The following is a 23,820-nucleotide window of genomic DNA, read 5'->3' as shown; positions in this document are numbered from 1 at the left end:
CGAATGGGAATCCGCTGCGGTGCCACCGCCGACCGGAATTCAACCGGATCCCCGTTCACCCGGCTTTTGTTCCGTCTTTCGCGCGGAACCACCCGTCAACGATCAACAGGCAGCCCGGTTCATGACGGTTTTGATGCTCCGCGCTTTTCCATCTGGACGTATCGCTCGTTGAGTTCCAGATTGAACCCGGGATGCTGATGCTGCATCACCGTGCGGCGATGTCTGGCATTACAGCGATAACAGACCAGCATATCGCTCATGAAGGTGTAAAGCAGAAGGTCCACCAACGCAAACCCCATCAGAACTCCCAAAGCAAGCACGGGCCGATGCCACGCCCACGCAATCGTGCTGAACAATGCGCCCATCGCGACAAACAGGATGCCAAGTCCCGGCGGAAAATCCTTCTGCCGCCACAGATCAGTGCATCCGCAGACGCGGCAGCGCTTGACGAAGTCGCCATCGAAATCACTCGCCCCTTCATCGCGGCCCCAACTGCAGTGAGAACAGGTGATCGCCGCGCTCGGAGGCTGCGGCTGAGCCAGAGTGCGCCTCTGACACACCGGACATTGAAAAATAATCTGCATGAAAACAGCGTGTTCAGGTCAGGGGAATCGGATGCTGGGATTGAGTGGTTCGTGCGCCTGGCGTGCCGGTCTTCGCAACCTGTCAGCGCCGGCGTTTTCCGCGCAAAACGCAGCTCGCCACTTCGGTGGAGAATCCCGTTTTCCGGGAATCATAGCCAGCGGCAAACCGCTTCCCGAAAGTCGCCGAAAAACGTCGGAGCGGACCGGCAGCCTGCCTTCGGCAATGATCGGTTGCCTCCAGGCGCAGAACCAGGCGACCCAATCCGCACATCGTCGTTGAGGGGTGCTCCGGGCATGCCGGTGAGCATTGACCGGGGCGAGACCTCTGCCAACCGCGTGCTACATGTTGATTTCGTAGCCTTTGCGGTTTTCTCTCGACAAGAACGCGTTGGCCTGAGCGTCGCCGGTGATTTCCCGTTTAGCCGGATCCCAGTTCACGGCTCGGTTCAGCCGCATGGCAATGTTGGACAGGTGGCAGATTTCCAGCATGCGGTTGTGAGACCAGACGTCGGAAATCGGCTGTTTGCGAGCCTGCATGCCTTCGATGAAATTCGCGGTGTGATTTTCGCTGACAGGGCCGCCGTAGACTTCTTCGATCGCGCCGTCCGGCAGTGGATTGTCTTTGAGATCTTCCACGGGCTTGCCGGTGATCTTGCCCCGATTGACGAAGAACCGGCCTTCCGTTCCTTCGAACAGAATTCCGTTGTCGCCTTCGCTGGTGATGAGCATCTCGACCCCGTTCGGCATGTCGACCCTGATGTTGAAGGTTGTGGCGGCGTTGTACTGATCGGCGACCGTCGGATGACCGTCCCGGTATTCCACGGGCAGACTAAAATCGAGCGGTGTGATCTTACTCGGCCCGGTGTCCGTGGCTCCCAATGCCCAGCAGGCGATGTCGACGTGGTGAGCACCCCAGTCCGTCAGCTTTCCGCCGGAATATTCATGCCAGTTACGGAAGGAATAGTGGCAGTTGCTGAACAGCGGCACGCCTCCGCCGTAGCCTTCGCGTAATTCCGGCAGAGCTCGATAGTCGACCTTCGGTGCAGGCCCGAGCCAGAATTCCCAGTCGAGCCCCTCGGGAACGGGAGCAACCGGAATAACGGGCGACGCTTCCATCCCATTGATGCCGCACGTGACCTTTTTCACGGTGCCGATCCGTCCGTGCTTCACCAGAGCGACGGCCTGCAGAAACCTCTGGTCAGATTCAGTTCGCTGCATCGTGCCGACCTGAAACACGCGCCCGGTTTCTTTAACGACCTTTTCAATCAGCTTGCCTTCGTCGATTGTCAGAGTCAGCGGCTTTTCGCAGTAGACGTCCTTGCCTGCGTACATCGCTTCCACCGCGATTTTGGTGTGCCAGTGATCGGGAGTGGCGATCATGACCGCATCGATGTCGTTCCGGTCCAGGACTTTCCGATAGTCGCTGTAGGCATCGGGCTTCTTTGACTGGTGCTTTTCGACTTCTTCGACATTGGTCCCCAGGACATTGGCATCGACATCAGCCAGCGCGGCAAAGTCGGCAAACTTGAACGATTTGCTGGTGATATACCGGCCCTGGTTCCGCAGGCCGATCGTGGCGAACACAGGCCGATCGTTCGGAGACAAGTAACCAAACGCCCGATTGGCGGACGGACAAAAAACCGCGGCGGTCCCTGCGGCGGCAAGTCCCTGCAGAAAACCCCGGCGTGTCGAATGGTGTGAAAACGGCATGGCTAAGAATCCTAAATTGAGAAGCAGGCTGGATGAGTTAATGACGGGCGGTCGGCGGGCTGCATCGTGGCCGTTTGCAAAAGCATCCGGATCCCCCGGACTACTGAATGCTGCAGCCAAAGACGGTGCCTCTCCTGACCTCCTGCCGCAGGCCGAAGCGTCTTCCGCGATGTCGCCGACACTGAAATATACCGCCGACGGCGCTGCGTCGAAAGTCTCCGGATGTCCGACCAAAACCGGTTGACCGGAACGAATCCGCCGCGGGATGGAATCGAATACGTTCCGGCCGACGGCGCCGCTTGAGAACCTGTCGCTTCCGTGCATTCTTCCGCCGGCTCACGAGCCCGCGCGTCGCGACAGTCGGAGCCGTGAGACTCTGAGTGTGCCCGTTGGCTCGCGAAAAATCCGGGCGGATTTCCGGCGACTTTTTGATTTCTGATCGGCAGAATGCGCCGCTGGTGCCGCACGCACAGATCGGCGGCATTTTCCGAGGCGGAACAACGATCGACGAAGCCCCGCATCCTGAATCAGAAACACTCTGACATTGTTCGACAGCTTCCGGAACATTGGATCTGTTGGGATTTCAATGTACTGGAGAAACGTGAATGGCATCGAGCCTTGTAGGACTTTTCAAAACCCTGAAATGGGACGACTTTACCGGAACACCGCCGGCGGACAGCAGCCATCTGGCGTTCACGAGTGCCACGTTTTCACTTCCGACCGTGACGCTGAAGTCGCTGAGGGATGACAACATCACGATAACCATCACCTTCAACGCTGCCAAAAGCTGGAAGAAGATGGCTGAGATCAATGCCAAGAAGAAGCGCACGCCCGCCGAGATTCTGAAGCACGAACAGGGGCACTACGACATTGTTGCCCTGCTGGCTCGCGACCTGTTCATTGACCTGATGCAGCTCAAAGGACGCAGCTACAAAAATCAGGCGGCCCTGAACACCGACCTGGCACCGATCCTGGCAAAGTACAACGGGACGGCGCAGAAAATCATCAACAAGTACGACAGCCCGACGGAGTCCGATCACGGAGAAAGCGCGACCGGCCAGAAGAAGTGGGACGGCATGATCAGCGAGGCGTTCACGAAAGCGCGCGTGCCGGCGATGTCGTCACCGGACGGTAAGGCATACAAAGTCCCGCTACTTGACGTCCTGAAGAAGAACGGAATCACGCCTTGAGAAAAGCAAGCCAAGTGCTGAATCAGCTGATCGGACGTCTGGATCCGGGGCGGCGGCAACCGGCGGACCGGTATTCGCCGGGCTGCCGGCCGTCTCAGTTGTTTTCCGGATGATACGGCGGCGGTTCGTCAGGAGGCGGTGGCGGCGGCGGGACGGGAGGAGTCGGCGGATTTCGAATCCGCTGCTGAAACTGTTGAAATGAGTGATTCAGCGAATCCAGCAGCTTCTTCGCGTTCGGCGACGCCAGAAACACGCGCGCGGCGACGGCGGACTTCGGGAAGAACGTCGTGATGAAGTCCAGCGAAAACTCGCTGGCCGTATGTCCAATCATGACCGCATTGGCATACGTTCCGGACATCACATCGTCCGACAGTTTCAGTTGGTCGTAAAGATCCTGCGCGGATTGCCGCTGTGCATCGGCTGGCGGCGGGGGAGTTTCCGGCATCTGGATCGGTCCGAAACGATCTTCATGCTTCTTCAGGTTATCCCGCAATGCCTGAATGAACTGCCCCATCACCGCCGGCGGCAACACGACTCGCGCGGCCACCTGCTGCGGCTGCTGCATGCGCAACAGAAAGTCCACAATGAATTCGTGCTGTCCCTGTAAAACGACAGCTCCCGTACTGAACGTCCCTCGGGCAACATGAGCGGGCACGAGCGCGCCGACATGGCTGTGGCGGATCTCCTGGCTGTGGGGTTCTTCGGGATTACCAGGCGGTTGAGCTGTCATGAGACGGCGGTTTTCTATCGAAAGCATTGTGCGAACAGGCTGCGGCGTGCTGCCGGATGGCCATTATACTCCGCTGAGGCTGATTTCGCATCCAGTTGCGATTTCAGCGCCAAAACGCGGAATTCTTCGTGATTCGTAGCGAATTTGCGCCGACTTCCGTGATCCGCTGCCAGGATCGCTGCGTCACCATCGAACAGCTTCTGCGGTCCGGCATTACAGGACCGATTCAATTCGCCGGTCGGTCGAAATGGCAGCGTAAAGTTGACCGCCGAACCTTTTCGAAACGGTTTTGGTCTGACGCACAGTGAAAGTATAATTTTGCCGCTCCGTGTTCGGCCTCGATGTGATGCTGGAATAAGGAAACCAACATGCGGTTCCGCAGGTTCCTGAATCTCATGACCATTCTGACGGCGATGCTGCCGTGCGGTTTGCTGCGCGCTCAGGAAGCGGTCCCGGCACCCGCAGCGCCCGTCGGCCAGTTTGTCACACTGACCAGTCCGATCAGCGACACGCAGGTCGCGCGCGTCACCAACCTTGCCGTCCAACTGCAGACTCAGGCCGAAAAGGAAGATCGCGAAGCCGTGCTGGTTGTGGAGATCCCGTCAGGCTCCAGCCGATTTGGCCAGGTCAGCGATCTCGCCCGCGCGCTGACGACGGCGGACGTGTCCCGCGTCCGAACAGTGGCATGGGTTCCAAAATCGGTCCGCGGAAATCACGCCATCGTGGCGCTCGCCTGTCACGACATCGTGATGGACCCCGACGCGTCGCTGGGCGACATCGGTCGCGGCGAAGCGGTTCCTTCCGAAGAACAGGATTTCATTCTGAATATCGTCGACCGCCGGCGCAACAGCCGCATGTCTCGCGGCATTGTCATGGCAATGATGAATCCTTCGGTGGAGCTGCTGCGAGTCCAGATGAAGGGCGCGGCGGGTATTGACGAACAGCGGTTTCTGACGGCTGCGGAACTGACGGCGTACCGGAATCGCAATGCCGAGATCTCCGAAACAGAAGTCATCAAGGACGCCGGGGCTCCGGGAGCGTTTAACGCCTCCGACGCCGTGCGCTCCGGCTTCATGGTCGCTCGCACGGTCGAAAACCGCCGAGACGTGGCGGCCATGTACGACCTGCCGCTGCAATCGATGCGTGAGGAAGGTCGCAGCGACAAACCCGCCAACGTTCGTGTGATTGCCGTTCACGACGTGATTACACCCGTCACGGAAGAATTTGTCCTGCGGCAAATCAGAACCGCTGTCAGCGACGGGGCCACGGTCCTGATTTTCGACATCGATTCTCCCGGTGGTTACCTGGATTCCAGCGAGTCGCTCGCGACAACGATCGCCGATCTGGATCCACGCAAGGTCACAACCGTCGCCTGGATCGCCGACGAAGCCATCAGCGGAGCAGCCATCACGGCGCTGGGCTGCGACCAGATCATTATGAAACCCACCGCTCAAATCGGTGACGCCGGCGTTATTCAGGAAACCCAGGAAGGCGGTGCGTTTGAACGAGTACCGGAGAAGCTTGTGGGTCCGTTCCTGACCTTCATGGGTGACCTGGCCCGCGCGAAGAATCGACCGCCCGCGCTGCTACAGGCGAGGGTGGACCGAAACCTGGAGGTGTTTCAGGTGACAAACAGCCAGACGGGTGCCGTGACGTACATGAGCCAATACGAAATCGACGAAGCCAGCGACGTTTGGGTGAAGGGCAACATCGTCCCCGAATCACGCCAGGACATGTTGCTGACAGTCAACGGCGAACGTGCTCATGAACTCGGGCTGGCAGAACCTCCGTGTGCGGATCTGGATGAACTGCGACTTCGGCTGGGGCTTCCGGAAGATACCGATCTGACACCGGTGACCGCATCGTGGGTGGACACCATGGTTTTCATGCTGCGTTCCGGATTCGGCGGCTTCGCCCTGATCACGCTGGGCATTCTGTGTATGTATGTCGAACTGCACCTGCCATCCGGCTTCTTTGGCATCCTGTCGGCGATCTTCTTCGCGCTGTTCTTCTGGAGCCGCTATCTGGGCGGAACCGCCGGAACTCTGGAACTGGTGATGTTTGTTCTGGGCATCGGCTTGCTGCTGATGGAGATTTTTCTGATCCCCGGATTCGGTGTGTTCGGCGTGACGGGAATCCTGCTGATGTTTGGATCACTGGTGATGGCCAGCCACACATTTTCCGGCATGTCGGCGGGAGAGAGTTTTGAAAAGTCGATGGGAAGCCTGGGAACGCTGGCCGGAGCTCTCGTCACTGTCATCGTGGTCGCCACTGTGCTGAATCGCTTCCTGCCATCGATCCCGTTTCTGAATCGTCTGATCCTGACTCCACCGGGCTACGTCGCGGCGGACGAGAACTCACCGCACCTGAATCCGGAGCTGCTGAATTCCGGACTCGCAGCCGGACCGGTGACAGTCGGTCAACGCGGCATCGCGTCATCAACCCTGCGTCCGTCCGGCAAGGGAAGCTTCGGCGAACAGTTTCTGGATGTCGTCAGCGACGGAGCCTACATCGATCACGGCACGTTGATTGAAGTCATTCGCGTCAGTGGTAACCGTGTCGTCGTTCGCCCGGTTGACGATGAAACAGAAGCCACCGGATAACACCGTGCGGCGCGGCTTAAACCGTTGGCCCGATGATGCGTCTGACCGGCAGCAGGGGTGCTTTGGAGCGCGACGATTCAGCGTCGCTTTCATTTTCGGGGAATTGTCGAACTGCGTGTTGTCGTTCGATTCTCCGGAGGTCACCGAGTCAGTGAAACGGAAAGCAGCGACGAGTCGCCGCACCTCCAAGCCGTCACTTGCCTGATCGCTAGAAGCTGGTTTCGTTCAGGATTTCCTGCGGGCCGACAGTCATTGACGGTTCACTTCCGGCGGGAGAAACCAGTCGGGCGTAGACGGTCAGATCAACGGATTCGTCAAGGAATCGGGCCGAACCGTCACACATCACGATGTTCACGCCGCCGTAGTGATTGGAATTCGGAAACGGTCGTTCGCCTTCGGGACCGCCGCGAGCTTTGTTGATTGCTCCGAACGGGTACGCCGGATCCATCGGTGCCGTTGCAAAGTAGTCGGCGGCCGTCAGCGGCGGCACGTTGTCGCCGGGAATGGGATCCAGCGGATAGACGAAGGCACAGTTGCGCGGGTCCGGGTCTCCCCAGGACTGCTTGTCGCCCGCGTTGACGTTTTCCGTCGCCAAAATCGTGTTCCCCAGGCCGTCGTAAACGCTTTTGAAGGTGTGACTGGCGTTCTGACGAGCCGTCGGTTGACCGTCGCCGTTCTTGTCCAGCACCTGCCGCCAGCAGACTCCCGTGCGGTGGAACAGATCGCGATCTTCGCTGTCGTTCACGGTGCCGTTAACGTTCAGGTCCAGGTCCGGCTTGTTGTCGCCGTGATAGTTGCTGCCTCCCCAGCCGCTGCCGGTGTTGCTCAGCGATCCGTCGATGTTGGCATAACCGGCGTTGACGACAAAGCTAAGCGTCCCGTTCCTGCCGACGGCGGTATCGTCATCCGGACAAACCAGGACATTCATTGTGTAGTCCTGAATCAGATTCAGATTGGAAACACCGTCCGCGCCGAGATTTGAGGAGTCGTGCTTTTCGTCGTGGTCCCAGCGATCGAAGATGTCCTGTCGACCGAGTTCCGCCAGCACATCGACGACCCAGCTTTTCATCTGAGCACCGATCGAGCCGCCGGACTGCCACACGCCGGCCGCGTTCTGCCAGTCTCCCCAGGTTCCATACGGCGGATACTGGCTGTCCGGCTGTTTGGATGCGTACGCGTGCATCGCCAGACCCACCTGACGAATTCGATTCAGGCACTGAGTCCGGCGGGCGGCGGATCGAGCATTCTGGATGGCGGGCAGAATCAGAGCCATCAGCACGGCAATGATGGAAATGACCACCAGCAGCTCGATAAGTGTGAAACCAGTGCGGCACGATGGCCTACCGACTGAGCGACGCTGTGCAGCACGCATGATGCAGTTTCCGTGTCAGGCCTACGGGTGATGAGCGAATCGCGAACCCGGAAGTATGCAAATGCGGGTCCTGGAAATCAAACCTGTCGCCGCAACCTTCATCCCGTCTTAACCTGGTACCCGATCGTGCGAAGCTCGGATCGAATGCGATCAATGTGACTGCCCTGAATCTCCAGGTTATCGGCCGCAATCGTCCCGCCGGCGCCGCAGGCGGACTTCAGGCGCGTGAGCAGCGACGGAAGATCATTCTGCGCGGGATCGAGCCCGCGGATGACGGTCACCAGCTTGCCGCGCTTGCGTTTCTCGACGGCAAGCCTGGCGGTTTGCTTTTCCGGAGCAATCCGAACGGGCTCCGGCGGCGGGCAGGTGCAGTCGTCCTCAAGTTCACCGCACCGTTCGCAGCGGGGAGGACGGTCGAATTGCGTTCCGGCAAACAGCCGCATCACGAGACTCAACGGAAACCAGGGAACCAGCGAGGGCCTCGCCGGAATTTTTCAGAATGCAATCCGCAGGCCGTGATCTACGACCCGGCATCGGGTGACGTCGCCTGCGTCTGTTGTTGCTGTCCTTCCTTCTTCAGACGCTCCTGCAGCTCCCGTTGTCGCCTCATGGATTCTTCGGCCTGGCGACGATTTCTCTGCATCATGCGATCCTGAATATCGATCATGCGGGCCACATAGTAATTGCCGACGGCTTCACCCACATCCAGCCGGGCAACCAGACCGCTGTGATCGGCATCGACAACAAATTGAAACACGCGCGAACCCCCCAGGTCGAACACCTTCTGCAGAAGCGGCGTTGGCTTGTCATCACCGCCAAACGCACCGGCTGCAGGTCCCGGCGGAAACATACTGGAATTCGCGTCCAGCCACAGCAGCAGAGCGGGAATTCCGGTTTCGTCGTCCTGCGGATACGACAGCCATTGGTCGGCATCAACTTCAAACGTCAGCATGCTGGCTTTCGCTGCGATACCCGCCTGAGCCGTGCGTTTGACCGATTGCTGAATGATCTCGAAAGCCGATTCGCCGCCGACGGCAATCCACAGGCAGGAATTCTCGTGCACCAGATATGCGTGAGTCAGCTTCAGCGGAATTCCGTCGCGTTCAAATGACTTCTGCACCTCCGGGGGAAACTGAAAACGGACGAACTGTCGCCCGTCAATGCTGACCAATTGAATCTGTTCGCCAATTCCCGGGGGCGTCCCTGGAACATGGGTCAGCATGTGGTGCAGGCTTTTCAGCAACTGCGGATTGTCGTCGACCTGCAGTCCTCCGTAGATGACACCGCCCGAAGGTTCGGTCCAGCCCAGTTTGACGAAGGCTTCGACGTTGCCGTGTGTTCCGATGGCCCGCAGGGTCGTTCCGAGTTGCTGAGCGGCGTCGGTCATCGCGGAATCACCGGAGATATCTTCCTTTACCGTCAATGCAAGCCATGCAGCGGTCGCGTCGAAGACCGGTCGCGTCGATTCGGGAAGCCGTACGCCGAGATGCACTGTGGCCGCGGCTTTGTCGTGCAGAATGGGAGCAAACCGGCTTTGAACTGACGCAAGATCGTCCAGCGTTTTTCCAAGGCTGCTGTTTCTGCGGGCCTCGATCACCAGTTCGCCGCGAATGACGTCGGAATCCTGGTTTGCGAATCTCAGCCAGCCCTCGGCCCTTTCCAGATCAAAGATCAGTGCTCGTGCAGCTTCAAGTCCCACTTCACCGGCGCTGCGGCGCAGGTCGAAGGTTTCCGGGCCTTCGTCATCGCGCTGCTGCAACTGCGTGCTGAGCGTGGCGTTCAGCATGTTCCAGGCAAGCTGCTTGATTCCCAGCGGAATGCGATCCGAAAACGCTTCGCCGCCCAGATCATTGGCAGTGCTGACTCCGCCGACAATGGTCTCCGCGGTCGGCAGAGGCATCGTGTGCAGTTCTTCGAAATCGGCTTCGAACAGAAAGCCGTCTTCGTAACGATACATTCGTGTCCAGGTCTGAGTCTGCTGGTGATAGCGTTTGCCGTCCTCTTCAATCACTTCGGATGTTCTGACAAAACCTCGCCGGTCACCGCCGAAGTTCATTTCCGGGGGATCCTGGCCTTCGGGAAGTTCGTTCTTCCAGCTCCACGACCTGACGACTTTGTACTTGCCGTCCGCTCCTGTCAGCGACGTTCTCTCTCCTCCCTGTCGAACCTGAACGTCCAGCATCCGTTTTGCGTCGGCTTCGTCGACAACCTGCCGAAAGGTAACCGCCTCGAACGTGGGAATCAGCCCGGTGACCATGTACCAGGCGACTCCGCTGATCGGGTTCTCGGCCTTCGAACTCATTTCTTCCAGTTCGTCGACCGGAATCTGATCCAGCGTCTGCTTGCCGACTTCCAGACGCGCGGCAAGTGACTTCGCGAAGTTGAAAGCTCGTTCCGTCGTGATGTTCCGGGCGTATCCGATACCGATCGGACGGTCAGCCGGTTTCCCCTGCAGTTGTGCCGGGATGCGGGCCGCCGACAGAAAGGTCACGAAAATGACGATCAGGGAAATAGCGTGTCGAAAACGCATGGCGTGGCCCCGGGGCAGGCAGGATCGGAATCGAACGGCGTCGTGCGGCCGTCGGAGATTCGCGTGGATAACGGGAAGATTGTGGCTCGAAGTCATTTTGTCTGTCAAATCCCGAAATTGCACCCGTCATCGTGCAATGGACGCGACACCGCCCGGAGTGACCCTGTTCCGGCCGCGCCTGCCTGAGGAAACCGATCGTCCTGTTTCGGCCGACAGAGCACAAAGTTTCCCGCGGCAGGTCGTCGAGCGACCGGCGAACTGGTTGCCGACCTCACGCGGAATTCGTCACAATGCCGTCGATTCCGTCGCTTCAGAAAGGCAGCCGACAATGAGCAAATCAAGATTCCTTGCATTCGTGTGCGTCGCGGCATTGACAACTGCCGGGCAGGTGTCGAGCGAAGATGTCAGCAGCAAAGTCGCTCCGCAGCCGACCGAACAGCAACTGCCGCTGGAAATGCATTCCCGGATGGAACAGCGGCCGGTCATCCGCGTCGGCCATCAGGACGCCGACCTGAATGGCACTGACAATCGCGTGCTCCAGGCGGCTGTCGACTACATCTCAGCGCTGGGCGGCGGAACGGTGGAAATCGGGCCTGGCGAATTTCTGATGCACGATTCTCTGCATCTGCGATCGCACGTGACGGTCCGAGGCACGCCTGAGAAGACGATTCTGAAGAAAGCCGCCGGCACTGCAGCGCCACTGGCGCTCGACGGCGACTTCGGCGAACAGCAGATTACCGTGACGGATCCGGCCGGCTTTTCCATCGGCAGCGGTGTCGCGATCTGGGATTCGAGCGCAGGAGGCTTCCACACGACCGTGGCCAGAATCACGGGCCGCAGCGGGAACACGTTTTCGATCGACAAACCGCTGATGGCGGATTGCATGGTTCAGAACAAGGCGCAGGCGGCGACCGTGTTTCCCGTCGTCAGCGGCTATGACCTGGAGAACGCTCGCGTTGAGAACCTGATGATCGACGGAAACCGATCGGAAAACGTCCACCTGAACGGCTGTCGCGGAGCCGGCATTTTTCTATATCGCGGTTTCGGAACGATTATTCAGCATTGTCTTGTCCGCGACTACAACGGCGATGGCATCAGCTTTCAGCAATCCAACGACGTGCTGGTGACCGACTGCACCAGCGAAGGCAACGCGGAACTGGGAATTCATCCAGGCAGCGGATCACAGAGACCGACCGTGCGCGATTGCGTAGCACGAAGCAACGGAACCGACGGCCTGTTTCTTTGCTGGCGAGTCCGGCACGGGCTGTTTGAAAACAACATCCTGGACGGCAACGGCCGTTTCGGCATTTCGATCGGCCACAAGGATTCCGACAACCTGCTGCAGCGCAATCACGTGCTTCGCAACGGTGAAGATGGAGTCTACTTCCGCAACGAATCGTTCGGCATGGCGGCACACCGAAACCGCCTGAAGGACAACGTCATCGAAGACAACGGCGCGAAGGGTTCCGCGGCGGGCATTCGTGTTCGCGGGGAAACCGATGGCCTGGTGTTCGAGAACAACCGGATTCGCGACACGCGAGCGGCAGGCAGTCAGACTCAGACGACCGGTGTCGTGATCGAAGACAGCGTCGGCGATGTGACGCTGCAGGACAATCAAATCGCGGCCAGTCGCCCGATCGAGGATCGTCGCGAAAAAAACAGTGAATAAGCGGCCGATCCGCGGTGCCATGCTCGACAGGGATTCACCCGGCGATCCGCACCGAAAGCGGGTCGGCGTACTGCGCTCATTCGGCTTCGAAATGCTGAACTTTGGACGCTGCGGGTTTTCTTCCACCTGACGGACAACTGCGAAGCTGCCCGCCAAAAATGCTCGCAGCGCTGGCGTCGTCGCGTGAGTCGCGCGGCAGGCGATTCCGGAACGCTGATAACCAGCAAAAGCAGAATCGCCGGACGGTGTTCGCGCGCGGAAATCGCATTTCGCGCGACGATTCCGATGCGGGGCAAAACGGGAAGCCTACGGTTTGGCGATGTTCCGTCATTCCCACACAGCTTCCCGCGATGGCGGGGAAACCTGCCCACAGCCCAAATGAACACTGACATTAACACTACCATTGCCGTCGCCGACGCGGCCTCCGCGACATCGCCCTCCGTTCGTCACCGGCCTGTGCAACAGCAGCCGCATCCGGATGAGCATGACCTGCGCCAGCTTCAGGCTCGCGTCGCGGCCATGGAATCGCGATGGAAGACGGCTCCTGATCCGAACAGGATGAACCTGCTGGTCTTTGAAGGCAGCCGGGACAGACTGCTGGCCGCGTTCGTAATGGCCACGGGCGCCGCGTCGTGCGGAGTCGACGTGTCCATGTTCTTCACGTTCTGGTCAACAGCGGCACTGCGCAAGCCGGCTCCCCAGCGGCCGAACAAGTCAATCATTGAATGGTGCTTCGGCTGGATGCTTCCGAAAGGACTTCGCGCCACCCGACTGTCGCAACTGGACATGTGCGGCGCCGGGCGACTGCTGATGGACCGTGAAATGCGAAACAAGAATATCGCGGATCTGGAAACTCTGATTCAGGCGGCCGCGGATCTTGGCGTCCGGATCAATGTCTGTGAAATGTCCATGAAACTGATGGGCATCCAGCGCGAAGAACTGATTGACTATCCGGATCTTGGTTTCTGCGGAGTCGCCACCTTCGCGGAAATGACCACTCACGCCAACACCACACTGTTCATCTGAGGCTCGTTGTTCCCGATCATCCATCGCAAATTTCCTGACTACCCGGGCGTTCCGCCGGAAGACCAGCCGCTGCGATCCTTCCGGCGGGCGCCTGTTCGGATTGATTCCGGTTCAACCGACGTTCCAGTTTCCGCCGACCAGCGATTCAAGCCCCATGACGCGTCACACTCTGTCGCCGGCCAGTGCATCACTGCCCGCCGTAATCGATGCGGCGGACGAAGGGACACTGCGCGGTGACGAACAGGCGGCCGCTCAACTGACGAGCCGGGTGGAGAGTTTCGGTCGGCTGCTGGAACTGCAGCTTCCGCAGTCTGTGGATTCGGACGCGGGTTTCGAAGTGTGGCGGGAGTTCGACCTGCTTTGTCAGGCCGCCAATCAGACGGTTCGCGACCTGCGGGTGACCGAAACGCGGTCGGAGGCTCTGGCGCGAGCTCAGGCGGACGCGCTGGTGTATTCGGCCGAAGTCATCGACGAGCTTGAGCAGACAAAGCAGAGCCTGAACGAAGCACGAGCCGCCGCGGAACAGGCCGCCTGCGATACTCAGCAACTTGCCGACACCATCTTCGCGCGGACGAATGACGCGGTGCTGATCCTGCACGACGGCGTTTGCGTTTCCTGCAACGACAATGCCGTTTTGCTGTTCGGCTGCCGGAAGTCCGAACTCGTGGGAAGCTGGCCGGTCCCGCTGACGTCGGACCGGCTTGAAGGCGGTGCCGATGCGTTCCGTGAGCTGAATGGCGTCTATCAGTCGGCGATGGACGGAAGTACGGGGACCGTTGAAGTCGCCTGTCGCCGTGAAGACGGTCGTCTGGTGTGGTGTGAAATCAAGATGACCGGTTTTCTGATGCAGGATGATCGGCACATTCTGGCGACGGTTTGCGACATCACCACTCGCAAGAATTTTGAAGGGGAACTTCGCCGCCACCGCGACTTCCTGAACAACATCATCAATGCCGTTCCGGACCCGCTGTATGTCAGCGATCAGCGGCAGAGGCTGGTGGTTGCCAATGATTCCTACTGCCGGTCATTCGAACTCGATCGCGACGAAGTTCTGGGACGTGATTTCGAAGAAATCTTTCCGGGTGAGCAGGGACGACGGATCAGGGAATCGGAACAGGCGGCGTTCCAGGCACGCGTGACGACTCAGGAGGAGCGCACTCAGCGGCTGGCCAACGGAGCGACACGAATTCACGCGATCCGCCGTTCGGTGTTTGACGACGCCGTGTCCGGCGGCGGTGATGCCTACGTTGTCGGCGTCTCGCGCGACATCACTCTGGAACGCGAACACCAGAAGCGGCTCAGTCTGCTGGCCAGCGTGTTCAACAACGCGGCGGAAGGCGTCGCCATCATGACGCGAGACGGCCGGATCGTGGAAGCCAATCCGCGACTGGCAGAAATGTTCAACTGCGGAGACCTGACCGGCCGGCAACTGTCCAGCGTCGTCGACCTGAGCATCGACGATCTGGCCAACGAGCTTGTTCGTGTGTCAATGGGTTCTCCCTGGTCGGGCAAGATCAGCGCTGATCTTCCGGGAGGACGCCAGCAGTGGTATTGGCTGTCGCTGAGTCGCAACGAAGCGGCGGATGGCTGCCAGGACCAGATTATCGCGCTGTTTTCCGATGTCACGCAGCTCGAAAATTCCCAGCGGCAACTGAAGGTTCAGGCGCTTCACGACAACCTGACCAGCCTGCCGAACCGCCGGTTCTTTCGCCAGTACGTCGATGACCTGATCCGCGACCAGGCCAGCCGTCCGTGTGCATTTTCCGTCTGCTTTATGGATCTGGATGAATTCAAGAGTGTCAATGATTCGCTGGGGCACGGCATCGGCGACCAGTTGCTGATCGCTGTGGGCAACCGGCTTTCCGAAACGATCGGAAGTCAGGCATTCATCGCCCGATTCGGCGGCGACGAATTCGCCGCCGTGTTTCCGCAGCGGCGGGCTCATGATGATTCGGTGGAACAGTCCGTGCAGCGGCTGATTGCCGCGATTCAGGAACCGTTCTCCGTGGCCGACAACGAAATCACGATCGGCCTCAGCATCGGTATCGCAACCTACGCCATCCACGGCGAAGACGCCGACACGCTGATGTCCAACGCGGACATTGCGATGTATGCCGCCAAGGCCGCCGGAAAGAACCAGGCCCGATGCTTTTCCCCGGAGATGCAGGAACGAGCGGACCAGCGGCACTTTCTTCAGGCGGAACTTCGCCGAGTGCTGCACGGAGGCGGAATCTCGCTGGTCTACCAGCCGAAAGCCTGCGCGAAGACGGGAGCTCCCCGAGGCTGCGAAGCGCTCGCCCGCTGGAACCGCCCTGACGGCAGCAGCGTTTCTCCCGCGGAGTTCATTCCGATCGCCGAACAATCCGGCGTCATTCTGCAACTGGGTGAGTTCGTTATTGCCAAAGCGCTGGAAGCGTGCCGTGACTGGGCGGATCGCGGTCTCGACCTCTTCCCGGTCGCCGTCAACATTTCACCGCAGCAACTTCGTTCGGTCCGGTTTGTTGAACGGCTGCTGGAACTGCTGGCGGAGTACGACGGCAGACCGGAATGGCTGGAACTGGAAATCACGGAAAACGCGATGGTCGAAGACATCGGCCACGCGATCGCGACCATCGATCGACTGGTGGAAGCCGGTTTCCGCATCGCCATCGACGACTTCGGCACGGGGTACTCGTCGCTGAGCTACCTGCGGTTCTTCCGAATTCACACCGTCAAGATTGACCGTTCGTTCGTCTCGGAAATCACTCAGGATCGCAACTGCGCGGCCATTGCCGATTCCATCATTTCCCTGGGACACGGACTGGATCTGACAGTTGTCGCCGAAGGAGTCGAAACCGCCGAGCAACTGGAACTGCTGGCCAGAGCCGGCTGCGACATCGCTCAGGGCTACTACATCGGTCATCCCGTATCGAAGGAAGCGGTGGAACAATGGCGCAGCGGTCAGCCGGTGGCCTGTTCGTCGGGCATCGAAATGCAACAGCACGGCGCCGGTGCGACGAGCGCGAAATGAGCAGTTCGCCGTTTCAAAACGAAATGCAGACGCCCTGAATTGCAAGCTCCACCATCGACGTGAAGCCGGCGATGGCGACTTCCGGCAGTTTTTCGATGGGAGGTTCGATGCCCGGACCGCCCACACCACACGTCCGGTGGCAGACGGAACACAGCAGAATCCGTCCGTCAGCTTCCAGGAACTGCCGGATCAGCGACTGCAGCGGCGAAAAACCCTGAACGGTGATTCCGTCGGCGCTTCCGGTGTAGCCCCAGACAGCTCCGTCGCTGGTCAGAAACACCGTTGTGGGCTGCCCCAGTGCCTGCGCGGACAAAGCGCAGCTAAAGGCCAGGGTCGCGTTCTTTCCGTTGTCGGACTTGCCGGTTGTCAGCACCACAACAACGTGTTTGGCAGTTTCCATACCGAGTCTCCTGTTTACGCTGTTGGATCGGGCGAGCTGATTTCGACAACGGCCCGCTGCACTTCGCCCTCTTCGAACGATTCCAGCCGGTGACCCGTTCGCCGCACCCACGCTTCCAGATCCATCCGAAACGCCAGATCCGTCGCGTGAACTTCAAGCCGCTGACCGTTGCTCATGGACTTGACCGTTCGGGTGATCGCAACGATCGGCATCGGACAGTTCATACCCCTGCAGTCCAGAAATTTGTCCGCCATTGAGGCACTGCTCCCGCCTGACAATTCGCCCTGTTGACTGATCGTGGCATCAACCATTGAGACCCGCAGTGCGCGAAGCATCGAAATTCCATCCCGGTACCGCAAGACGAGATTCCCGACCGCCTGACAATGACGGCCAACGCAATCGGTCCGCTCGCCTTAGCGAAGGCCTGACAGGCTGGTTGCGGCAGTCCGGGTGTGTTGATTCGATACCGGGAAATCGCAGGGGGCCGGTCCCGTTTCGCGGTCCCATAGGCATTGCGATATTTGGATGGTGACGGTCGGTCAATCGTTCGGATAGGATGCACGGCGCGCGAAGCGTCGAGCTTCCGGCCCGCGCGTCACACTTCCGAAAAAGGTTCGTCATGATCCGAAACTGCCGCTTCGTCCTTGTCCTGGCCGCCTGTTGCGCACTTTCAAATCCTGTCATCGCGGACTCCGTGCCGGCTTCCGCGGTATCGCTGACCGATGGTCTGCGGCCTTTCGCGAAATTAGTGTCCGGGACTCAGACAACGTTTACCCTGACCGGCGAACTACAGATCAAAATCAACGGACAGCCGCAGCCCGTGCAGTTGAAGCTGGCACGGATTGATGACGAATCGTTCGACCTCGCTTTGACACATGCCGAATACGCCGTCGAGATACGTCGTCGTGCCGATTCCACAGCCATGATCCTGCCGCTGCACCACGTCGCGATTGTCGGTCACGGGGCGGTTGACGACAGCGTCCGGCTCAGCCCGAAGGATCTCACAGCCCGGCTCATCAGTCCTCAGTCGGAGGCCATCGCCGGGCTGACAATCGTGTCCGCCATCCAGCCGGAGTTCCTCGACCCGCTGATCGAACTTGGCAGGAAGACTCTGAAAGCACAGCGTGATCCGGCGAGCAATCAGTGGGTGCTGACGGAAGCCAGCCCGATTCGGTTTCCAGCGCCAGGCGAACTGATCGTAACCGGCGATTTTGGAACGGCGCACCTGACTCTCTCCGACACTGCAGACGCTGCCGAGGCGGTTCCCGCGAATCTGGAGACGGTGGAAATTCCGCGCACGGAACTGGAACGCACGCTGCTGCGAGGCGTGCATCGAGCGACAGAAATCCTGGCTCCGTCGGCGATTCTGAAGAACCCGCCGCAGCAGGGTCGCAGAGTTCCGCACGGTGAACTTCGCTGGATTGACGGCCAGCGAGTGGCCATTCTGGACGGTACGCCGGAACAAATCGGCACGGCTCACGGACAGCTTCTGAAACCCGAAGCCATGCGGTGCATCGAGAGTGTGCTTTACACCTTCGGCACGGCGCATGCCATTCGCACCGGCCATTGGTTCCGGCATGACATCGAAGACGCGTACGCTCGGCTGTCGCCCCACATTCCCGAGCGGCACAAGCAGGAAACGCGCGCTCTGGCGGCGGCTCTGGAACTTCCGCCGGAGACTCTGGAGATCCTGAACGTGTTTCCGGAGATGTTCCATTGTTCCGGATTCGCTGTCTTCGGCAGCGCGACGAAGGATGGCACGCTGTATCACGGTCGCGTTTTGGACTACATGACCACGATCGGCCTGCAGGATGCCGCGACGACATTCATCGTGAATCCCGAGGGTCACATCCCGTTTGCCAACGTCGGTTATGCCGCGTTTATCGGCAGCGTCAGCGGAATGAACGCTCGTGCGATTTCACTGGGCGAAATGGGCGGCCGCGGCGAAGGAAACTGGGACGGCGTCCCGATGGCCACGCTGATGCGACGCGCGCTGGAAGAATGTTCAACGCTCGATCAGGTCATGCAGTTATGGACGGTCAGCCCTCGAACCTGCGAGTACTACTACGTCTTCGCGGACGGCAAGACGAACCGCGCCGTGGGAGTCGCGGCTCTGCCCGAATCCATTGAATTCATTCAGCCCGGCCAGCGTCACGAACGCCTTGGCGACGGAATCCCCGACTCGGTTGTCCTGTCCGCCGGCAGCCGCCTGGAAACGCTGCGAAGCCGCGTCATCGAAAAGCACGGTCAGATCGACGCGGAAATCGGTCAGTGGCTGATGAGCCGGCCGGTCGCCATGCAATCGAACCTGCACAACGTGTTGTTCGTTCCTCAGAAAGGCATTCTGTACGTCGCCAACGCCAGCCATTCGAAACCGGCGGCGGAACAGCCGTATTCGAAGCTGGATCTGACCAGCCTGCTGCAGTCGACCGGCGTCATTCGGCAGCAGGCAGCCGTCGCCCCCTGACGCGGCATCGCCGCAGGCTGTCGCGAAGTTGAAGAGGTAGTCCCCGGTCGCTCGCAAGACGTGGCTTTGCGTCGTCAGCCGGAAGCCAAAACGGGTGAACTCTGTGCGACACCGGCAGTTTCTGCCGCAGAATGTTCGTTGAAAGGGTGTTCGTCGTTTCTGGCGCGGGAAACCGTGAAACAACGCACGTGCGGCCATCACAGCGGCGTCTAAACTGCCAGTCCTGCCGCGAGCCTGCCTGTTTCTCACCCGGCTTGCCAATTTCGGGCCAGCGCATTCCACATTCCCGCCGCTACTCGTGACGCCATTCACTCGTCGAAATCTGCGATTCGTCTGCCGGATCGGGCTGCTGACCGCTCTGATATGCGGTTGCGGCACGACTCAGCAGCGCGCCGGCACGGAGCAGTTGCTGCTGTCGGATTCTGTGGATCGGTCTGTCGATTTGATCGACTTCAGCGTCTTCGCGAATCGAAAAGTCTACCTCGATGCCAGGTACATCCAGCCGGTCAAGGGCGACGTGTTCGTCAATTCTGACTACATCATCAGCTCGCTGCGGCAGAAGCTGATCACGTCAGGCTGCCTGCTGCAGACCAGCCTTGAAGCGGCCGACTACGTCCTGGAAGCTCGCGTGGGCGCATTGGGACTGGACGCGCTGGAAGTGACGTACGGAATTCCGGCCAGCAACGCTCTGGCCACGGCGGCGAACGCTGTGACGGGAGTTCCCGGCGTACCGACGATCCCTGAAATCTCCGTCGGCAAACGCAACGCGGCCACATCAACGACGAAGATCGTGGCCTTCGCCTATCATCGCGAAACCGGCACACCCGTGTGGCAGTCCGGATCCGCGGTCGCTCGCGCAGACGCCAAAGACAGTTGGCTGCTGGGAGCCGGACCGCTGCAGCGCGGTTCCATCTACAAGACACCCAGGTTTGCCGGGCTGCGTCTGAAGATGCCCTTCAAGCGGCGGCCGACTGCCGCTGACATGGAAGCCAGAGCGTTAACCGTCGCCGACACACATGCCTTCGTTCACCCGGCGGTTCTGGAACAGCAGCTTGCAAACGCCCGCAGTGCACAGCAGGACGCGGGAGTACAGCCTGCTACGCACGAAGAACCGAAATCGGAATAGCGCTGCAGGCAACCGGCGGGAGTGCCTGTCGACTTCCGGTGCCCGACCATCGGCGCACGTGTCAAAACGCCGAGCTGATCGGCCGACGCGTTTTTGTCGACCCGGCACTCTGTTACATTTCACCTTCCGGAAATGGCGCAGCGCCGCAATGATTCGCTGAGCATGCCGTCGGTTCGGCGCTGCGTCGCGGCATACGCACAATGAGGTCATCAACAATGAACGCTGACGAGTTGCAAACCGCGCTGCAGGCGTTGCACGAAGAATTGTCGAGCACCCGGGAAGTCGATGACTCAACGCGCGAGATGCTAAGTCGTGTCACGGAGGACATTCAGCGTCTGCTGTCCGGTGAAGGCGAACGTTCGAGCGAAGCCGCGACGTATTCCTCTCGCCTGCGCGATATGGTCTTCGAGTTCGAAGCGAATCATCCGAAGATCGGCAATCTGCTGGAACGACTCAGCGACGGCCTGGCGAATCTGGGGATCTGACCGGTCACCGCCACACATCATTTCGGGAAACGTGCTGCCCGGACCTCCGGCACCAAACGCCGACCGGGCGCCGTTCGGCGGATTCCGCTGATCGCAGCACGATTCGGCGCATGACCGCCGGTCGGCGCGACGCCCGGACGACGGTTCATCGCAGTACCGGCTTTCCCGGCGGCATTCCAATTGTTGCCCCTTCAGAAGCGAGCCTATTCTGCCGCACTTCCCGTTGCCTGATTGCCGCCGCGCTTGACCGGCGTGAGCCTGCTGTATTGCGGAGAGTGCCATGCCGCTTCGAATGCTGCTGTTTCTTGCCGCTGTCTGCCTGACTGCGGATTCCATCACGTGGGCTCAGGGCCTGCATGTTGTCACGCAGATCTACGACGCAAACGTCGGCCGGACGGACGGGCAGCCGCGGCTGCTGTCCAGCAGCCTGTCACTTTTTCACAACGGGCGAGTCTACGACTACGTGGAAAACGCCGACGAAGTCGTGATCTACGATCCAACGGCACGGCGATTCACAATCCTGAATCAGTCACGCTCGCTGGTGACAACCGTCGACTTTGACGAAATCGGCCATCTGATGGGAACTCGCGAGCCAAACGCCGAGAAATACATCACCGAACTGCAGCAGGCCGGAGATCCCGACGCGGCGCGAACGGCCCGGCGTCTGCGGTTTCAGCTTCACCCCGAGTTCGAATCGCGATTCGACGCCCGCAGCCAGACTCTGCAGATGCTGTCGCCGTCGTGGAAATACAGTGTCTCCGTCAGGCCCTGGGACGACGAAGAACAGCGACAGCGGTATCTGACCTATTGCGACTGGACAGCGAGACTGAACAGTGTCCTGCATCCTTCCAGCAACTTTCCGGAACCGCGAATGGCGCTCAATGCCAGGCTGAGAGAAATCGAAGGTCAGATGCCCGTTGTCGTCGAACTTGATCTGCGCCCGGACGATGATCGCATTCTTCGCGCGGAGCACCGTTTCCAGCAAAACCTGGATGACACCGACCGACGCCTGATTCGTCGCTGGGACACCGCTGCGAACAGCGGTCGGCTGAAGACGCTGTCCTTCCGGCGGTATCAGGAAGCCGTGCTGGTTTCCGTGAATCGATAGATCGCCAGCGCAGAAAAATGTCCCTGTCGCTGTGCCGACAGGGACATTGACGTTTTCGGGTGGAACTCCGCGATCAACAACGTCGTCTACGCAGCGTCATCGGCGTCATCTCCATCGCCGCCTTTCTCCCCGCCGCCGGTGAACATCTTCATGATGAACCGGCCGGCAGCCGCCAGTCCCACAACCACCAGTGCAACCAGTTTGAACAGGCCGCGCGTCCGAATCCGCGTTGAACCGCCGGATTCGCCGTTGTCCGACTGAGCCAGCGTGATGCCGGATCGGGCCAGTGGCTGTGTCACGGAAGTCGCATGAATCACCGCCGAAGTCGGTGGCGCCACGCTGACTGACGAGGCATTCGCCGCCGTCATTCCCAGAACGGCTGCCAGGACCAGAGTGACCAGTCGAAGTTTCATGGTGTCATCCCCCTATTCGGAAACTGGGTCGTGGAACTACGGACGCGGGGAAAGTAGTTTTGACCCGGGGGACTCGCAAGCACGCTCAGCCTGAATCCGGCGGCTGTGAGCAATGTTTAATCGGCACGCCTCGCCACAGCGTTGCCAGCACTGTACCGGTGAACATGCAGCCAAATGTGTAGAGCGCGCAGGGAATGGCCGCTCGCGAATCGCTGCCGAAAATCTGCACGGCCAGCACACTGCCGACCCCGGCGTTCTGCATCCCGACTTCCAGCGTCAGGGCGCGACGCATATCGCCGGGAAGTTTCATGCTGTGACCAGCAAGGAATCCTCCCGCGTACCCGAGCAGGTTCAGCAGCAGCAATGCAGTCAGCAGCGATGCGCTGACATTCACCAGGGCGTCCCTCTGCAGGCCGACAACAACCGCGATGATCGCCAGAATCGCGGCATTGGCAATGTACGTTCCGGCGGCATTCGTTGCCCTGTGCCAGACGGGAACGCAGCGGCTCAGCAGGTAACCTGCAGTAACCGGCAGCACCACCTGCCAAAGCAAAGTCACGATGGCTTTTGTGCCGTCGTACCCCTGGGTTGATCCAATCGTCAGGCCCAAAGCCAGCGGCACGACAATCGGTGACAGCAATGTGGCTAACGTTGTCAGACTGACGGAATAGCTGACGTTTCCACGTGCCTGCAGAGTCAGCACGTTGGACGCCATCGCACCAGGAACGCAGCCAGCGATCATCACACCCGCCGCCAGGTCATCGTCGAATTGAAAGATTCGCACTGACAGAAACGCCAGCAGAGGCATCAGCGTGTATTGCGCAGCCGTCCCGCCAACCACTTCCGGCCAGCGCCGGAGGATCTGTTGAACTTCATCAGCCGGCAACAGACTTCCGATCGCCAGCATGGCGGTCACCACCAGCCACGGAAGGACCGGCTTTCCGCTGACGAACGGATCGACGCTGAAATTCAGACGGGGCCAGAAGACTGCCAGCCCCGACGCCGCGACCAGCAGCACGAAGACGGTGTAACGCATCGCCCGAGATCTCCGGCTTATTCCAGCAGTGCCAGCACAGCTTCCGGCGGTCGTCCGATGACCGCTTTTCGACCGGACACAACAATCGGCCGTTCGATAACTCCGGGGTGCGCCACCATTGCGGCAATTGCTTCCCGGCGGCTCATCGACTGCAGATCCAGACCGGTGTCGCGGGCTTCCTTTTTTCTCGCCAGTTCAGCCGGCTGCAGACCAAGCGATTTCAGGATGCCATCCAGTTCCGTTTCAGAAGGCGGCGTCTTCAGGTATTCGACGACATCGGGTTCAACGCCATGCTCCCGCAGCAGCGCCAGCGTTTGTCGGCTCTTCGTACACTTCGGATTGTGATAGATCTTCATTGGCA

At 59.9% G+C, this 23,820-nt stretch carries 20 protein-coding genes; 9 read left to right on the top strand and 11 right to left on the bottom strand.

The features are described 5' to 3' along the window. Nucleotides 1–119 precede the first annotated feature (119 nt). Together R3C19_09140 and R3C19_09135 are read right to left on the bottom strand one after the other, a co-directional pair. Nucleotides 120–584, bottom strand: a complete 465-nt coding sequence (locus R3C19_09140; GenBank protein MEZ6060513.1) for a hypothetical protein — start codon at nucleotides 582–584, stop codon at nucleotides 120–122. A 339-nt stretch (nucleotides 585–923) separates the two neighbouring features. Continuing rightward, a complete protein-coding gene (locus R3C19_09135) occupies nucleotides 924–2,294 on the bottom strand; it encodes a Gfo/Idh/MocA family oxidoreductase (GenBank protein ID MEZ6060512.1) in 1,371 nt (456 codons plus the stop codon). 605 nt (nucleotides 2,295–2,899) lie between these two features. On the opposite strand from R3C19_09135, the gene R3C19_09130 reads away from it, so the two are divergent. Then, nucleotides 2,900–3,484, top strand: coding sequence for a DUF922 domain-containing protein (locus tag R3C19_09130; GenBank protein ID MEZ6060511.1), 585 nt, complete (start codon nucleotides 2,900–2,902; stop codon nucleotides 3,482–3,484). Between the two features lie 94 nt (nucleotides 3,485–3,578). Here R3C19_09130 and R3C19_09125 read toward each other — a convergent pair whose 3' ends face one another. Beyond that, nucleotides 3,579–4,214, bottom strand: a complete 636-nt coding sequence (locus R3C19_09125; protein ID MEZ6060510.1) for a DUF3467 domain-containing protein — start codon at nucleotides 4,212–4,214, stop codon at nucleotides 3,579–3,581. Nucleotides 4,215–4,582: 368 nt separating this feature from the next. Between R3C19_09125 and R3C19_09120 the strand changes: the two genes are divergently transcribed. Continuing rightward, the gene (locus R3C19_09120) at nucleotides 4,583–6,817 is read left to right on the top strand and encodes an NfeD family protein (GenBank protein MEZ6060509.1); all 2,235 of its coding nucleotides are present in this window, start codon (nucleotides 4,583–4,585) and stop codon (nucleotides 6,815–6,817) included. A gap of 208 nt (nucleotides 6,818–7,025) precedes the next feature. Here the strand turns inward: R3C19_09120 and R3C19_09115 are convergent, their stop codons facing one another. The 3 genes from R3C19_09115 to R3C19_09105 form a co-directional block, all read right to left on the bottom strand. After that, the gene (locus R3C19_09115; protein MEZ6060508.1) at nucleotides 7,026–8,189 is read right to left on the bottom strand and encodes a DUF1559 domain-containing protein; all 1,164 of its coding nucleotides are present in this window, start codon (nucleotides 8,187–8,189) and stop codon (nucleotides 7,026–7,028) included. A 98-nt stretch (nucleotides 8,190–8,287) separates the two neighbouring features. Beyond that, the gene (locus R3C19_09110; protein ID MEZ6060507.1) at nucleotides 8,288–8,632 is read right to left on the bottom strand and encodes a translation initiation factor; all 345 of its coding nucleotides are present in this window, start codon (nucleotides 8,630–8,632) and stop codon (nucleotides 8,288–8,290) included. Nucleotides 8,633–8,709: 77 nt separating this feature from the next. Then, nucleotides 8,710–10,719, bottom strand: coding sequence for a hypothetical protein (locus R3C19_09105; protein ID MEZ6060506.1), 2,010 nt, complete (start codon nucleotides 10,717–10,719; stop codon nucleotides 8,710–8,712). A 328-nt stretch (nucleotides 10,720–11,047) separates the two neighbouring features. On the opposite strand from R3C19_09105, the gene R3C19_09100 reads away from it, so the two are divergent. The 3 genes from R3C19_09100 to R3C19_09090 all read left to right on the top strand — a co-directional run bounded on the left by R3C19_09100 (nucleotide 11,048) and on the right by R3C19_09090 (nucleotide 16,424). Beyond that, on the top strand, nucleotides 11,048–12,388 hold the full coding sequence (locus R3C19_09100; GenBank protein ID MEZ6060505.1) for a right-handed parallel beta-helix repeat-containing protein: 1,341 nt from the start codon (nucleotides 11,048–11,050) through the stop codon (nucleotides 12,386–12,388). A gap of 378 nt (nucleotides 12,389–12,766) precedes the next feature. Next, nucleotides 12,767–13,414, top strand: a complete 648-nt coding sequence (locus R3C19_09095) for a DsrE/DsrF/DrsH-like family protein (GenBank protein ID MEZ6060504.1) — start codon at nucleotides 12,767–12,769, stop codon at nucleotides 13,412–13,414. A 154-nt stretch (nucleotides 13,415–13,568) separates the two neighbouring features. After that, nucleotides 13,569–16,424: an EAL domain-containing protein gene (locus tag R3C19_09090; GenBank protein ID MEZ6060503.1), complete on the top strand. Its 2,856-nt coding sequence runs from the start codon at nucleotides 13,569–13,571 to the stop codon at nucleotides 16,422–16,424. Nucleotides 16,425–16,437: 13 nt separating this feature from the next. Here the strand turns inward: R3C19_09090 and R3C19_09085 are convergent, their stop codons facing one another. After that, on the bottom strand, nucleotides 16,438–16,824 hold the full coding sequence (locus R3C19_09085) for a DsrE family protein (protein MEZ6060502.1): 387 nt from the start codon (nucleotides 16,822–16,824) through the stop codon (nucleotides 16,438–16,440). A gap of 14 nt (nucleotides 16,825–16,838) precedes the next feature. Further along, nucleotides 16,839–17,078 carry a sulfurtransferase TusA family protein gene (locus R3C19_09080; protein ID MEZ6060501.1) on the bottom strand — a complete coding sequence of 80 codons (240 nt, stop codon included), beginning with the start codon at nucleotides 17,076–17,078 and terminating at the stop codon, nucleotides 16,839–16,841. A 365-nt stretch (nucleotides 17,079–17,443) separates the two neighbouring features. On the opposite strand from R3C19_09080, the gene R3C19_09075 reads away from it, so the two are divergent. The 4 genes from R3C19_09075 to R3C19_09060 all read left to right on the top strand — a co-directional run bounded on the left by R3C19_09075 (nucleotide 17,444) and on the right by R3C19_09060 (nucleotide 22,010). Next, a complete protein-coding gene (locus R3C19_09075) occupies nucleotides 17,444–19,291 on the top strand; it encodes a C45 family peptidase (protein ID MEZ6060500.1) in 1,848 nt (615 codons plus the stop codon). Nucleotides 19,292–19,589: 298 nt separating this feature from the next. Continuing rightward, a complete protein-coding gene (locus tag R3C19_09070; protein ID MEZ6060499.1) occupies nucleotides 19,590–20,417 on the top strand; it encodes a DUF6655 family protein in 828 nt (275 codons plus the stop codon). Nucleotides 20,418–20,632: 215 nt separating this feature from the next. Next, complete coding sequence (locus tag R3C19_09065; protein MEZ6060498.1) at nucleotides 20,633–20,902, top strand: DUF4404 family protein; 270 nt, start codon at nucleotides 20,633–20,635, stop codon at nucleotides 20,900–20,902. A gap of 280 nt (nucleotides 20,903–21,182) precedes the next feature. Then, a complete protein-coding gene (locus R3C19_09060; protein ID MEZ6060497.1) occupies nucleotides 21,183–22,010 on the top strand; it encodes a hypothetical protein in 828 nt (275 codons plus the stop codon). 86 nt (nucleotides 22,011–22,096) lie between these two features. Here the strand turns inward: R3C19_09060 and R3C19_09055 are convergent, their stop codons facing one another. From R3C19_09055 to arsC, 3 genes are all read right to left on the bottom strand, one after another. Further along, nucleotides 22,097–22,423, bottom strand: coding sequence for a hypothetical protein (locus R3C19_09055; GenBank protein MEZ6060496.1), 327 nt, complete (start codon nucleotides 22,421–22,423; stop codon nucleotides 22,097–22,099). Between the two features lie 85 nt (nucleotides 22,424–22,508). Then, nucleotides 22,509–23,459: a bile acid:sodium symporter family protein gene (locus tag R3C19_09050; protein MEZ6060495.1), complete on the bottom strand. Its 951-nt coding sequence runs from the start codon at nucleotides 23,457–23,459 to the stop codon at nucleotides 22,509–22,511. A gap of 17 nt (nucleotides 23,460–23,476) precedes the next feature. Beyond that, nucleotides 23,477–23,815 carry an arsenate reductase (glutaredoxin) gene (arsC, locus tag R3C19_09045; GenBank protein ID MEZ6060494.1) on the bottom strand — a complete coding sequence of 113 codons (339 nt, stop codon included), beginning with the start codon at nucleotides 23,813–23,815 and terminating at the stop codon, nucleotides 23,477–23,479. Nucleotides 23,816–23,820 lie beyond the last annotated feature (5 nt).

The organism is Planctomycetaceae bacterium, assembly GCA_041398785.1.
GTDB lineage: Bacteria > Planctomycetota > Planctomycetia > Planctomycetales > Planctomycetaceae > JAWKUA01.
This window is presented reverse-complemented; position numbering and strand designations above follow the sequence as displayed.